Here is a 14,227-nt window from a genome sequence, read left to right as displayed (position 1 = left end):
AAAACTCTTTATTTATCAGTAGAAATGACGGCAGCCTGCGGAACAGGTTGACCGAAACGGTTCCCGACCACAAACGCCAGCAAACTTAACAGTAACGAAGGCACGATAGGATGGAAGCCCAGATACTGAATTTTAAATGTGGCAAGTACTGCATACAGCACGCCGCCTGTAATCATCCCGCTCAGCGCGCCCGCAGCGTTGGCGCGTTCCCAGTACAGTCCCAGGACCAGCGGCCACAAAAACACGGCTTCAAGCCCGCCGAAAGCCAGCAGGTTTAGCCAGATAATCATCTCCGGTGGACGCCATGCCGCCAGCATCATCAGAATGCCGAGCACCAGTGTGGTCCAGGTGGAGATTCGTTTCAGGCGCTGCTCATTATGCATTTTAGTCGGACGCGCGCTGAGCCACAGATCTTTAATGATCGTGGCGGATGCCTGTAACAGGTGAGCATTCACGTTAGACATGATCGCTGCCATTGGCGCGGCGAGGAACAGACCCGCCGCCCAGGGGGGTAAGACTTCTACCATCAATGTCGGGATAACCTGATCCGGTACGGTCAGATGCGGCAATATGGCACGACCCAGCGCACCGGCCAGATGCATTCCCAGCATCAGCAGTGACACCACCACGGTCCCGATAATAATTCCGCGATGTACGGCTTTGCTGTCTTTATAGGAGATACAGCGCACCGCCGTGTGCGGCAGGCCGATGACGCCAAAGCACACCAGAACCCAGAATGAGGTCATAAACGCTGGGGTGAGAATGTCATCAGCGCCGTGCGGGCTAACCAGCTTCGGATCAATGTGCTCCAGCGTTTCAACGGCATTGTGCAAACCGCCCGCGGCATAGATAACGCCGACCAATAACACCAGAGTGCCAATCAGCATCACCATGCCTTGCATCGTGTCGTTAAGCACGCTGGCACGAAATCCGCCAAACGCGGTATAAAGCGCGATGGTAATGCCAAAAATCAACAGGCCGTGTTCATACTGGATACCGGCGGCGGTTTCCAGCAGACGTGCGCCGCCGATGAATTGCACCGCAATCGCCCCGACAAAAGCCACCAACAGGCTTACGCTGGCAATCCACACCACCGCGCGGTTCTGGTAGCGAGCCTGCAGCATGTCATTAAGCGTAATGGCGTTATAGCGTCTGGCGAGAATGGCGAATTTCTTCCCCAACACTCCGAGCGACAGCCAGATAGTGGGCACCTGAATCATCGCCAGCAGAACCCAGCCCAGCCCATATTTGTAGGCTGCACCCGGCCCGCCGATAAACGAACTGGCGCTGACATAGGTCGCGGTCAGGGTCATCGCAAGGACAAATCCGCCCATTGAACGGCTGCCCAGGAAATATTCGCTGAGAAACGATCCGGAACTGCGCTTACGCATGGCATAAGCGGAAAGGCCAAACACCACGAATAAATAGATAATCAAAACGGCGATGATTTCAGTTTGCATCGCTATCCTCCAGAGAGATATCGCGGAAGATAAAGCGCACCATCAGCCAGCACAGCACGATAAAAACCAATGGCATAAGCAGACAGGCCATTTCAAACCAGTGCGGCAGGCCGGTAAATCCGGTAGCAGAACCAGGTAAGTAAGCAGTTACTAACCATGCGACGAGATAGAGAAGGGTCAGCCACAGCGCCCAGCGCGCTTCTTTATGGGCTTGAACAAATCGTTTGTCCATTTTAAGTCCCTTGTGGATGAAGAAAACGGGGATTGTACCCTACGGGACTTGGCGATCCCCAGAAATAAAAAAGGCCGGAATATCCGGCCTTTTAACGCTAATGCAGTCTTATTTTTCGTTCAGACCGAGTTTTTTCTCCAGATAGTGGATGTTGGTTCCACCATTCTGGAAGTTCTCGTCGTTCATGATACGAACCTGCAAATCAACGTTGGTTTTAATACCGTCGATGATCAGCTCCTGCAGGGCGTTCTTCATGCGGGCAATCGCCACATCACGGTTCTCACCGTAGCAGATCAGCTTACCGATCATTGAGTCATAGTACGGCGGTACAGTGTAGCCGGCGTAAATATGAGATTCCCAACGGACACCAAAGCCACCCGGCGCGTGGAAACGCGTGATTTTACCCGGGCTTGGCAGGAAGGTATTCGGGTCTTCGGCGTTAATACGGCACTCGACCGCATGGCCTTTCACCACAACTTCTTCCTGCGTGATGGACAGCGGTTGGCCCGCCGCGATACGCAGCTGTTCTTTGATCAGATCAACGCCGGTAATCATTTCTGTTACCGGGTGCTCAACCTGAATACGGGTGTTCATCTCAATGAAATAGAACTCGCCGTTTTCGAACAGGAATTCGAACGTACCTGCACCGCGATAGCCGATATCAACGCACGCCTTGGAGCAACGCTCGCCGATGTAGCGACGCAGTTCCGGGGTAATGCCCGGTGCTGGTGCTTCTTCGACAACTTTCTGGTGACGACGCTGCATGGAGCAGTCACGTTCCGCCAGATAGATCGCATTACCCTGACCGTCAGCCAGCACCTGAATTTCGATGTGGCGTGGGTTTTCGAGGTATTTTTCCATGTAAACCATGTCATTGCTGAAAGCAGCTTTTGCTTCCGCTTTGGTCATGGAGATGGATTGCGCCAGATCGGCATCGCTACGCACAACGCGCATACCGCGACCACCGCCGCCACCGGACGCTTTGATGATAACCGGATAACCAATGCGTTTAGCATGGGCGCGGTTAGCATCCATATCGTCGCCCAGCGGGCCGTCGGAGCCTGGTACAGTTGGAACGCCAGCTTTCTTCATAGCGGTAATAGCAGACACTTTATCGCCCATCAGGCGGATAGTGTCAGCTTTAGGGCCAATGAAGATAAAGCCAGAGCGTTCTACCTGCTCAGCAAAGTTGGCATTCTCAGAGAGGAAGCCATAACCCGGATGGATTGCCACCGCGCCGGTGATTTCAGCGGCGCTGATGATAGCCGGGATATTCAGATAACTTTTTACGGACGGAGCCGGGCCAATACAGACCGTCTCATCCGCCAGTAATACGTGTTTTAAATCGCGGTCCGCGCTTGAATGCACAGCAACAGTCTTGATGCCCAGTTCTTTACAGGCACGAAGAATTCGCAATGCGATCTCGCCGCGGTTGGCGATGACAATTTTATCCAGCATGTTCGCCTCGTTACTCGATGACGACCAGAGGCTCGTCAAATTCTACCGGCTGACCACTTTCGACCAGAATCGCTTTCACAGTACCTGACTTGTCAGCTTCGATCTGGTTCATCATTTTCATGGCTTCAACGATACACAGGGTATCGCCTGCGTTGACTTTCTGACCCACTTCGATGAACGCTTTCGCATCCGGGCTCGGGGTGCGGTAGAAAGTACCAACCATCGGGGAACGTACGATGTGACCACTGATTTCTGCGGCTGCTGCGACCGGCGCTTCTGCTGCTGGAGCAACGGCGTTAGACAGAGCAGGCTGCTGCTGCATCACTGGGGCAGCGTAAGCCTGCTGCATGACCGGGAAGCTAGCGGCTGGCGCTGCACGGCTGATGCGTACAGACTCTTCGCCTTCAGAAATTTCCAGTTCGGAGATGCCTGATTCTTCAACCAGCTCGATCAGTTTTTTAATCTTACGAATATCCATGAGTGGGTTCCGTACTCTTGTTTAGTGTGATTGTGACAGGCGTTTTACCGCTGTCTGTAAAGCGTATGAATAACCGTCAGCACCCAGTCCGCAGATGACGCCAGCGGCGACATCAGACAGATACGAATGGTGGCGGAACGGTTCTCGGGCGTGCACATTGCTCAGATGGATCTCGATAAACGGGATACTCACCGCAAGCAGTGCGTCGCGTATCGCGACACTGGTGTGCGTAAACGCGGCCGGATTAATCAGGATATAGTCCACATTGTCTTTAGCCTGATGAATACGGTCGATGAGTGCGTACTCCGCGTTTGACTGAAAATGGTCAAGACTCACACCCAGCGCAGCTGCTTCCGTGCCAAGACGGTTAACAATTTCGCTCAATGTCAGCGTGCCGTACTTCTCGGGTTCACGCGTACCGAGCATATTCAGGTTCGGTCCGTTTAAAACTAAGATGTGCAACTTTTCAGTCATTGTGCCGCTATCTCCTGCGATTCTCGGGTAAAAAACAAAATATACCTTCGATGCGCAATTGTCACCCTTTAGGGCGGTGAAAAACCCCTTCGGGAAAACCAAGGTCGCACATTATAACGATTTCGTAGCATTTGGCAGCTAAATACTGGTCTTATCAGGGAAGATTATCAACCGCAATTGGAAAAAGATTCGCGGTTGATAAGTAATCTGCGGGAAAACGCACAGTTTCCTGAACTATCGAAACCACATGCGGAACTTCTTATAACGCCACATCAAAAGGGCTAAAGCGACCAGCGCGTAGAGGATTGGCTGAGGGGATAATATCTTCACCGACCACAGATAATGGATGGGCGTAAGGATCGCGACAAGATAGACGAAATTATGCAAAAGTTGCCACTTCCTGCCCAGCTTTCGTTGTGCATACTGCGTTGATGTCAACGTTAACGCCAGTAAAACCAGCCAACTCACTATTCCCAGCGTCAGGTACGGACGCGTCACCAGCTCGCTGCCCAATAGCGACACATTATTGATCCCCAGTTCCAGCAGCGCATAGCTCGTCAGATGCAGCGTCGCCCAGGCAAAGCACCATAGACCTAAAAGACGTCGTGTGCGAATCAATAACGGCTGTTTAGCGTAACGCGCCAGTGGGGAGACCAGCAAGGTTGCGAGTAAAAATTTCAGAGCCATCCTACCGGTAAAGTGTTGAATATCCTTTGCCGGATCGGCGCTGAAATAGCCCTGGCTGGCGGCCCAAAACAGCCATATAAAAGGAAGCAAACCGGCCAGATGCAACAGCACTTTAAGCCAGGTGATCTGCTTTACGGTAAGGCGCACTTAAAAATTCTCCCGTAAATTGAGTCCCCGATACAGCGAGGCGACTTCATCCGCATAGCCATTAAACAATAGCGTGGGTTGGCGTTTAACATCCAGCGCGCCGCCGGAGCCGATAAAGCGCTCGGTCGCCTGCGACCAGCGCGGATGATCAACATGCGGGTTTACGTTGGCGAAAAAGCCATATTCTCCCGGTGCGGCAAGGTTCCAGGTGGTCGGCGGGCGCTCTTTGGTGAGCTTAATACTGACGATCGATTTAATCCCTTTAAAGCCATATTTCCACGGCACGGTTAAGCGGATGGGGGCGCCGTTTTGCGGAGGTAAGGCTTTACCGTAAACGCCGACGGTCAGTAACGTCAGAGGATGCATCGCTTCATCAAGGCGAAGCCCTTCTACATATGGATAGGCCAGTCCGCCGCCAATAAACCGATCTTTCTGCCCGGGCATTTGCTCCGGTGAGTAGAGCGTCTGGAAAGAAACATATTTGGCGTTGCTGGTGGGTTCCGCCATAGCCAGTAATTTATGCAGCGGAAAACCGATCCAGGGTACGACCATCGACCACGCCTCTACGCAGCGCATACGGTAAATGCGCTCCTCAAGAGGAAAGCGGGTGGTGAGGTCGTGATGGTCCAGCGTGAGCGGTTTGGCAACTTCGCCCTCAATTTTAAGCGTCCAGGGATCGGTTTTCATGCTGCCAGCATTGGCGGCAGGATCGGCTTTATCGAGGCCAAATTCGTAAAAGTTATTGTAGCCCGTCACTTTCTCTTCAGGAGTCAGTGCAAGCTTGTTTTGCCACTGGGCAGGTTGGGTAAATGTCAGCGGCTGTCCGGATGGGGCTTTGGGGCGATCGTTGCCTTTAAACCAGTCGAGCAGATCCGCATGAGCCGTATGGGGCAGCGAAAGGGCCGTTGCGCTGATGCCAAGCATCTTCAGGATCTGGCGGCGTTGTAACATAAAGACAGATTCAGCCGTGACATCGGCTTCCGTCAGTTTTCTGCTTTTCATGGCATCCTCCGTCATGCGTTTTTTTAATCATGACGGAGGAGCCGGGTTATCGCGAATATGTCACGAAAATTTGAAGATTAAGCGATCTTGACCAGTGCCCGACCGTGGAACTGGTTGCTCATGATCTTGTCTGCATACTCAGGCGCCTGCTGGAGGGTGATTTCTGTGGCGCTCTGGCTATAGAACGATTCCGGTAAATCGCGTACCAGACGCTCCCACGCCTGCGTGCGTCGCGCCGCTGGCGTCATGACGGAATCCACGCCTTGCAAACGCACATTACGCAGAATGAAAGGCATCACCGTGGTGGGAAGAGCGAAACCACCAGCCAGGCCGCAGGCCGCCACGCAACCGCCGTAGTTCATTTGTGCCAGAACTTTGGCCAGCACTTTGTCGCCCACGGTATCCACAGCGCCAGCCCAAAGCTGTTTTTCCAGAGGACGCGTTTCGGCAAACTCTTCGCGCCCAAGAATCCGTGTTGCGCCGAGGGAGCGAAGATAATCATGAGTGCTTTCTCGCCCGGAAACCGCGACCACCTGATAGCCCAGTTTATGCAGCAGAGTCACGGCGGTACTGCCCACACCGCCGCTGGCGCCGGTTACCACGATTTCGCCGGACTCCGGACGAATGCCCGCGTCTTCCAGTGCCATCACACACAGCATCGCGGTAAAGCCCGCGGTTCCGATAATCATCGCTTTGCGGCCATCCATGCCTTTTGGCATCGGCACCAGCCAGTCGCCCTTCACGCGGGCCCGATCCGCCAGCCCCCCCCAGTGATTTTCACCAACGCCCCAGCCGGTTAACAGCACATGCTGTCCGGCATGAAAACGGGGATCTTCGCTCGAGTGAACATGCCCGGCGAAATCAATTCCAGGTATCATCGGAAAGTTTCGGATGATTTTACCTTTCCCGGTAATAGCCAGTGCATCCTTATAGTTCAGGCTGGACCAGTCGATATCAACGGTGACTTCGCCTTCTGGCAGGCGGTTTTCCTCAATGGATTGAACCGACGCAAGGGTTTTTCCGTCTTGCTGTTCTAAGATCAATGCCTGCATATACATATCCTCACTAAGCATGGTGATTGGAAAAATATTTCTGAAGACTATACTCGCACACTGAAACACTGTGCCGATTTAACGCAATAAATTGCCAGATATACCAGGTTTGGTAGTATGCCTTTGCTAAACGCTAGTTAGCACTTACTTGCTATCCAACCGTTTTCCCCCATCAACCACGGAGTAATCTCAAGGATGCGATTAACGACGAAATTTTCGGCTTTTATTACGCTGCTGACGGGGCTAACTATTTTTGTCACCCTAATGGGGTGCTCGTTAAGTTTTTATAACGCCATCCAGGACAAGCTGACGAATCGCGTGTACTCGGTGGCGTCCGTCATTGACACGCGGCTTGTCACGTCCTCCATTCCCGCGCTCTCTCAGCAACTGGATGAGTTGATGGTGCCGGTCGATATTGTGCATATCGACATTTTACAAGGTAGCAAAGTGGTTCTCAGCCATGCCCGCAAGAGCAGTTATCGCCCCGCAGGGGCACTGGCGCAATATCGGGAACTCACCGTTCACTCCTTAAAAAGTCCGGGAATGAGCTTCAGGCTGGTCTATCAGGACCCGATGGCAAATTATTTCCGCTCGCTGATGACCACCGCACCGCTGACGATTGCGATAGGCTTTATTGTGTTACTGATTTTTTTAGCAGTACGCTGGGTTCGGCGTCAGCTTTCGGGACAAGAGTTGCTGGAATCACGCTCGGTGCGCATTTTAAACGGCGAACGAGGCGCAAAGGCGCGGGGTTCTGTTTATGAGTGGCCGTCACGCACCAGCAGTGCGCTGGACGTTTTGCTCTCTGAGATTCAGTTTGCCAGCGATCAACGTAATCGGATGGATACGCTAATTCGTTCCTATGCCGCCCAGGATAACAAAACCGGTCTTAACAACCGACTCTTCTTTGATAATCAGCTGGCCACGCTGCTGGATGATCCGGAAAAGGTTGGAACGCACGGCGTGGTGATGATCATTCGCCTGCCCGATTTCGATTTATTACGCGAAACCTGGGGCCGTCCGGTGGCCGAGGATCATCTTTTCACGCTGATTAACTTGCTCTCTACTTTTATTATGCGTTATCCCGGTTCGCTGCTGGCACGCTACCACCGCAGCGATTTTGCCGTGTTATTGCCCCATCGGACGTTGAAAGAGTCAGAAAGTATTGCCAGCCAGCTCCTGAAAGCCGTCGATGCATTGCCGCCAACAAAAATGCTCGATCGGGACGATATGGTACACATTGGAATTTGTGCCTGGCGCGGTGGACAACACACTCAGCAGGTGATGGAACATGCGGAGGCCGCGACGCGTAACGCGGTGTTGCAGGGGGCCAATGGCTGGGCTGTTTATGATGATTCTCTGCCGGAAAAAGGGCGGGGAAATGTGCGCTGGCGAACGCTCATCGAACAGATGCTCAGCCGCGGCGGGCCGAGGATTTACCAAAAGCCAGCGGTCATGCGTAATGGTCTGGTCCATCATCGTGAATTAATGTGCCGGATCTTCGACGGAAGCGAAGAGGTGGTTTCCGCAGAATATCTGCCGATGGTGTTGCAGTTTGGTCTCTCCGAGGAGTATGACCGCCAGCAAATTACGCGCCTCATTCCATTTTTATCTTTCTGGCCTGAAGAAACTCTGGCATTACAGGTAACAGTAGAATCGCTGATTAGGCCTCGTTTTCAGCGCTGGTTACGCGATACCTTAATGCAGTGCGAAAAATCACAGCGGAAACGCATTATTTTTGAACTTGCAGAGGCAGATGTTTGTCAACACATCAGCCGCTTACAGCCGGTGATTCGCCTGATGAATGCACTCGGCGTTCACGTTGCGGTAACACAGGCGGGTTTAACACTGGTGAGCACCAGCTGGATCAAGGAACTGGATGTGGAATTGTTAAAGCTACATCCGGGGCTGGTGAGGGACATCGAAAAACGCACAGAAAATCAGCTTTTGGTTCAAAGTCTGGTTGAGGCGTGCAAGGGAACGCGAACACAAGTATTTGCCACAGGTATACGTTCACGCAGTGAATGGCAGATGTTGACGGAGCGCGGTGTGGCGGGTGGTCAGGGGGATTTTTTCGCCGCCTCTCAACCGCTTGACAGCAATGTGAAAAAATATTTGCAAAGATACTCGGTTTGACCTGCCGTTTAATCTGTTTTCACGTAGAATATCGCGCCTGTAGCTTTGAGTATGACGAGCATACGCCCAAAATAATTCAGGTTGCAGTACGGCGGCTAACGAGGGAATCCCGAAGAGCTTATATAAGTCAGCGATTCGGGTGTGTGAGAGCAGTCATCGCCGCTGCAGTTTGAAGAGTGTCGGGTACGCCAGTGAACGCCCTTTATCGTTGCAAATTAAGTGAGGAACACAGCTGTTTACTCAGCCCTGATGGACTCAGGTAATAAATTTGTAACATAAGGAAACGTGCTGCACTAATTTTCACCGTAGCAGATGATTTTTGCGCCTTGTCGCTGCTATGTGTGGTTGGTAAAGTAAGCGGATTTTATTTTTCCGCCCCAGCTTTCAGGATTATCCCTTAGTATGTTGAAAAAATTTCGTGGCATGTTTTCCAATGACCTGTCCATTGACCTGGGTACTGCGAATACCCTGATTTATGTAAAAGGACAAGGCATCGTATTGAATGAGCCTTCCGTTGTGGCCATTCGTCAGGATCGTGCCGGCTCCCCGAAAAGCGTGGCAGCCGTAGGACATGATGCGAAGCAGATGCTGGGTCGTACCCCAGGCAACATCGCCGCGATCCGCCCGATGAAAGACGGCGTTATCGCTGACTTCTTCGTCACCGAAAAAATGCTTCAGCACTTCATCAAGCAGGTTCACAGCAACAGCTTCATGCGCCCAAGCCCGCGCGTGCTGGTGTGTGTACCGGTGGGTGCAACGCAGGTTGAACGTCGTGCAATCCGTGAGTCCGCTCAGGGCGCTGGTGCGCGTGAAGTCTTCCTGATTGAAGAACCGATGGCTGCGGCAATTGGCGCAGGTCTGCCGGTTTCAGAAGCAACGGGTTCGATGGTGGTGGATATTGGTGGTGGTACCACTGAAGTTGCCGTTATCTCCCTGAACGGTGTGGTTTATTCCTCCTCCGTACGTATCGGTGGTGACCGCTTCGATGAAGCCATTATTAATTATGTGCGCCGTAACTACGGCTCTCTGATCGGTGAAGCCACCGCAGAGCGTATTAAGCACGAAATCGGTTCTGCTTATCCTGGTGATGAAGTCCGCGAAATCGAAGTCCGCGGTCGTAACCTGGCTGAAGGCGTTCCGCGCGGCTTTACTCTGAACTCCAACGAAATTCTGGAAGCGCTGCAAGAGCCGTTGACCGGTATCGTGAGTGCAGTCATGGTTGCTCTGGAACAGTGCCCGCCAGAACTGGCTTCTGATATCTCTGAACGCGGTATGGTTCTGACTGGTGGTGGCGCGCTGCTGCGTAACCTCGACCGCCTGTTAATGGAAGAGACAGGTATTCCTGTCGTAGTTGCAGAAGATCCACTGACTTGCGTAGCCCGTGGTGGCGGCAAGGCGCTGGAAATGATCGACATGCACGGCGGCGACTTGTTCAGCGAAGAGTAGTCAGGTGTGAAAGGGTAGCGGACGCTGCCCTTTCTCTCTGACGCGAGAATACGCATAGCCTATGAAGCCAATTTTTAGCCGTGGCCCGTCGCTGCAGTTTCGCCTGATCCTGGGGGTACTGGTAGCGCTTGGAGTCATCATCGCCGATAGCCGCCTCGGTATGTTCAGCCAGATCAGAACATACATGGATACCGCCGTCAGTCCTTTCTATTTTGTATCAAATGGTCCCCGCGAATTACTCGACAGCGTTTCACAAACTTTGTCGTCGCGCGATCAACTCGAGCTTGAAAATCGTGCGTTACGCCAGGAGCTGCTGCTGAAAAACAGCGAGCTGCTGATGCTGGGTCAGTATCGTCAGGAAAACGCACGTCTGCGTGAACTGCTTGGCTCGCCGCTGCGTCAGGATGAGCAGAAAATGGTGACCCAGGTGATCTCCACCGTTAACGATCCCTACAGCGATCAGGTGGTGATCGACAAAGGCAGCGTTAATGGTGTCTACGAAGGCCAGCCCGTCATTAGCGATAAAGGCGTGGTGGGGCAGGTTGTGGCCGTTGCCAAACTGACCAGCCGCGTTCTGCTGATATGCGATGCAACCCATGCTTTGCCGATCCAGGTGCTGCGTAATGATATTCGTGTCATTGCTGCGGGTAATGGCTGCACGGACGATCTGCAACTGGAGCATCTGCCTGCCAACACCGACATTCGTGTGGGTGATGTCCTGGTCACCTCCGGTCTGGGTGGCCGTTTCCCGGAAGGCTATCCGGTTGGCGTTGTTTCTTCCGTGAAGCTGGATACCCAACGTGCCTATACCGTGATTCAGGCTCGTCCAACCGCAGGATTACAGCGTCTGCGTTATCTGCTGCTGCTGTGGGGAGCCGATCGTAACGGCATCAACCCGATGACGCCGGAAGAGGTGCACCGCGTAGCCAATGAACGTCTGATGCAGATGATGCCGCAGGTTCTGCCAGCGCCTGATTCGATGGGGCCGCCCGCGCCTGTCCCTGCACCGGCCACCGGATTGACGCAGCCTCCTGCGGATGCGCCGCTGCCGCCACAAATCTCCCGTGGAGGGCAGTAGTGGCAAGCTATCGTAGCCAGGGACGCTGGGTTATTTGGCTCTCGTTTCTCATCGCATTGTTACTGCAAATCATGCCCTGGCCGGACGACATTCTTGTTTTCCGGCCAAACTGGGTGCTGCTCATTTTACTGTACTGGACCCTCGCTCTGCCGCACCGCGTAAATGTGGGCACAGGATTTGTGATGGGTGCCATACTGGATCTCATTAGTGGCTCCACGCTTGGCGTGCGCGCGCTATCCATGAGTATTATTGCGTACCTTGTCGCACTGAAATTCCAGCTTTTCCGTAACCTCGCTCTCTGGCAACAGGCGCTGGTGGTGATGTTGTTGTCTCTCGCCGCAGATATCATTGTTTTCTGGGCAGAGTTTTTAGTGATCAACGTCTCTTTCCGACCGGAAGTGTTCTGGAGTAGTGTAGTCAACGGTGTGCTCTGGCCATGGCTGTTCCTGCTGATGCGTAAAGTTCGCCAGCAGTTTGCTGTGCAATAAAAGGTTTCTATGACTTCTTTATATCTTGCCTCTGGTTCTCCGCGTCGTCAGGAGTTGCTCACTCAATTGGGCGTTTCTTTTGAGCGTATCGTCACCGGTATTGAAGAAACCCGCGGCGATGGCGAAAGCGCGCAGCAGTATGTATGCCGTCTCGCGCGGGAAAAAGCCCTGGCGGGTGTGGCGCAAACGCCGCGCGATTTGCCGGTGCTGGGGGCAGATACCATCGTGATTTTCAACGGTGAAGTGCTGGAGAAACCGCGTGACGATGAACATGCGGCGCATATGCTGCGCAAGCTATCCGGTCAAACTCACCAGGTGATGACGGCGGTTGCGCTGGCGGATAGCCAGCAGGTGCTGGATTGTCTGGTGGTCACGGATGTCACGTTCAGAGTGCTTACCGACGAGGAGATCGCCGGCTATATTGTCAGCGGTGAACCTATGGATAAAGCAGGTGCATACGGTATTCAAGGGCTGGGTGGCTGTTTTGTCAGGAAGATTAATGGCAGCTATCACGCCGTAGTCGGCTTACCGCTGGTGGAAACGTATGAGTTGCTGAGCAATTTTAACTCACTGCGTGAGGGAAGGGATAATTATGACGGCTGAATTATTGGTTAACGTAACGCCATCCGAAACCCGTGTGGCGTATATAGATGGCGGCATTCTTCAGGAAATTCATATTGAGCGCGAAGCGCGACGCGGAATAGTAGGCAATATCTACAAAGGTCGTGTCAGTCGAGTACTACCGGGTATGCAGGCGGCATTTGTAGATATTGGCCTTGATAAAGCGGCGTTTCTGCATGCCTCTGACATCATGCCCCATACCGAATGCGTAGCGGGCGAAGAGCAAAAGCAATTTACCGTTCGCGATATCTCTGAACTGGTGCGCCAGGGGCAGGATCTCATGGTACAGGTGGTGAAAGATCCCCTGGGAACCAAAGGCGCCCGTCTGACCACCGACATCACATTACCTTCCCGTTATCTGGTCTTTATGCCAGGCGCATCGCACGTCGGCGTCTCTCAACGTATTGAAAGCGAAAGCGAGCGTGAGCGCCTGAAAAAGGTCGTGGGGGCTTACTGTGATGAGCAGGGCGGATTCATTATTCGCACCGCGGCAGAAGGCATCAGCGAAGAGGATCTCGCCTCTGATGCGGCCTATCTGAAACGGGTCTGGACCAAAGTGATGGAGCGTAAAAAACGCAACCAGACCCGCTATCAACTGTACGGCGAGCTGGCGTTGGCCCAGCGCGTGTTACGTGATTTTGCTGATGCGCAGCTCGACCGCATTCGCGTGGATTCCCGCCTCACTTACGATGCGTTACTGGAATTCACCGCTGAATACATCCCGGAGATGCCCGGTCTGCTGGAACACTATTCTGGCCGCCAGCCGATTTTTGATCTCTTCGACGTCGAGAACGAAATCCAGCGCGCGCTGGAGCGTAAAGTTGAGCTGAAATCCGGCGGCTATCTGATTATCGATCAGACCGAAGCGATGACCACCGTCGATATCAATACCGGTGCATTTGTCGGTCATCGCAATCTCGACGACACGATTTTCAACACCAACATTGAAGCGACCCAGGCCATCGCGCGTCAACTGCGTCTGCGCAATCTTGGCGGTATTATCATCATCGACTTTATCGATATGAATAATGAGGATCACCGCCGCCGTGTGCTGCATTCGCTCGAACAGGCGTTGAGCAAAGATCGCGTTAAAACCAGCATCAATGGTTTCTCGCAGCTGGGGCTGGTGGAGATGACGCGTAAGCGGACGCGCGAAAGCGTCGAGCACGTGTTGTGCAATGAGTGCCCGACCTGTCACGGACGCGGCACGGTAAAGTCCGTGGAGACGGTCTGTTACGAAATTATGCGTGAAATTGTTCGCGTCCACCATGCCTACGACTCCGACCGTTTTCTGGTCTATGCTTCCCCTGCGGTGGCAGAAGCGCTGAAAGGTGAAGAGTCACACGCGCTGGCCGAAGTGGAAATCTTTGTTGGCAAACAGGTTAAAGTTCAAATCGAGCCGCTCTATAACCAGGAGCAGTTTGACGTGGTGATGATGTAAGAGGCAGCAACGCTGCAAGAGTACGGC

14 protein-coding genes are annotated in these 14,227 nt (G+C 53.2%); 6 read left to right on the top strand and 8 right to left on the bottom strand.

Annotation, left to right across the window (positions count from 1 at the left end):
* Nucleotides 1-8 precede the first annotated feature (8 nt).
* From panF to acuI, 8 genes are all read right to left on the bottom strand, one after another.
* The gene (panF, locus tag SOM82_RS18605; RefSeq protein ID WP_320460936.1) at nt 9-1,460 is read right to left on the bottom strand and encodes a sodium/pantothenate symporter; all 1,452 of its coding nucleotides are present in this window, start codon (nt 1,458-1,460) and stop codon (nt 9-11) included.
* Entirely contained in the window at nt 1,450-1,692 is a 243-nt protein-coding gene (locus SOM82_RS18600; RefSeq protein ID WP_154126477.1) for a YhdT family protein, read from the bottom strand. Before SOM82_RS18600 ends, panF begins: the two co-directional genes overlap by 11 nt.
* 108 nt (nt 1,693-1,800) lie before the next feature.
* Entirely contained in the window at nt 1,801-3,150 is a 1,350-nt protein-coding gene (gene accC, locus SOM82_RS18595; RefSeq protein ID WP_154126476.1) for an acetyl-CoA carboxylase biotin carboxylase subunit, read from the bottom strand.
* A 10-nt stretch (nt 3,151-3,160) separates the two neighbouring features.
* Complete coding sequence (accB, locus tag SOM82_RS18590) at nt 3,161-3,628, bottom strand: acetyl-CoA carboxylase biotin carboxyl carrier protein (RefSeq protein WP_154126475.1); 468 nt, start codon at nt 3,626-3,628, stop codon at nt 3,161-3,163.
* 21 nt (nt 3,629-3,649) lie between these two features.
* The gene (gene aroQ / locus SOM82_RS18585; RefSeq protein WP_154126474.1) at nt 3,650-4,102 is read right to left on the bottom strand and encodes a type II 3-dehydroquinate dehydratase; all 453 of its coding nucleotides are present in this window, start codon (nt 4,100-4,102) and stop codon (nt 3,650-3,652) included.
* 234 nt (nt 4,103-4,336) lie between these two features.
* On the bottom strand, nt 4,337-4,936 hold the full coding sequence (gene msrQ, locus SOM82_RS18580) for a protein-methionine-sulfoxide reductase heme-binding subunit MsrQ (RefSeq protein WP_320460935.1): 600 nt from the start codon (nt 4,934-4,936) through the stop codon (nt 4,337-4,339).
* Complete coding sequence (gene msrP / locus SOM82_RS18575) at nt 4,937-5,938, bottom strand: protein-methionine-sulfoxide reductase catalytic subunit MsrP (protein WP_154126473.1); 1,002 nt, start codon at nt 5,936-5,938, stop codon at nt 4,937-4,939.
* A gap of 77 nt (nt 5,939-6,015) precedes the next feature.
* On the bottom strand, nt 6,016-6,990 hold the full coding sequence (gene acuI / locus SOM82_RS18570; RefSeq protein WP_320460934.1) for an acrylyl-CoA reductase (NADPH): 975 nt from the start codon (nt 6,988-6,990) through the stop codon (nt 6,016-6,018).
* 195 nt (nt 6,991-7,185) lie between these two features.
* Between acuI and csrD the strand changes: the two genes are divergently transcribed.
* The 6 genes from csrD to rng all read left to right on the top strand — a co-directional run bounded on the left by csrD (nt 7,186) and on the right by rng (nt 14,200).
* Entirely contained in the window at nt 7,186-9,126 is a 1,941-nt protein-coding gene (csrD, locus tag SOM82_RS18565) for an RNase E specificity factor CsrD (protein WP_320460933.1), read from the top strand.
* Between the two features lie 402 nt (nt 9,127-9,528).
* Nucleotides 9,529-10,572 carry a rod shape-determining protein MreB gene (gene mreB / locus SOM82_RS18560; protein ID WP_000913396.1) on the top strand — a complete coding sequence of 348 codons (1,044 nt, stop codon included), beginning with the start codon at nt 9,529-9,531 and terminating at the stop codon, nt 10,570-10,572.
* A 61-nt stretch (nt 10,573-10,633) separates the two neighbouring features.
* Nucleotides 10,634-11,650, top strand: a complete 1,017-nt coding sequence (gene mreC / locus SOM82_RS18555; RefSeq protein WP_320460932.1) for a rod shape-determining protein MreC — start codon at nt 10,634-10,636, stop codon at nt 11,648-11,650.
* Entirely contained in the window at nt 11,650-12,138 is a 489-nt protein-coding gene (mreD, locus tag SOM82_RS18550; RefSeq protein ID WP_320460931.1) for a rod shape-determining protein MreD, read from the top strand. The genes mreC and mreD overlap by 1 nt, the downstream gene beginning before the upstream one ends.
* Before the next feature lie 9 nt (nt 12,139-12,147).
* A complete protein-coding gene (locus tag SOM82_RS18545; RefSeq protein ID WP_320460930.1) occupies nt 12,148-12,741 on the top strand; it encodes a Maf family protein in 594 nt (197 codons plus the stop codon).
* Entirely contained in the window at nt 12,731-14,200 is a 1,470-nt protein-coding gene (rng, locus tag SOM82_RS18540; protein WP_154126468.1) for a ribonuclease G, read from the top strand. The genes SOM82_RS18545 and rng overlap by 11 nt, the downstream gene beginning before the upstream one ends.
* Nucleotides 14,201-14,227 lie beyond the last annotated feature (27 nt).

This window comes from Lelliottia sp. CFBP8978 (assembly GCF_034046055.2).
Taxonomy (GTDB): Bacteria; Pseudomonadota; Gammaproteobacteria; order Enterobacterales; family Enterobacteriaceae; genus Enterobacter.
Note: the sequence above shows the minus strand (reverse complement) of the source record. Positions and strands in the feature narration are given on the sequence as shown.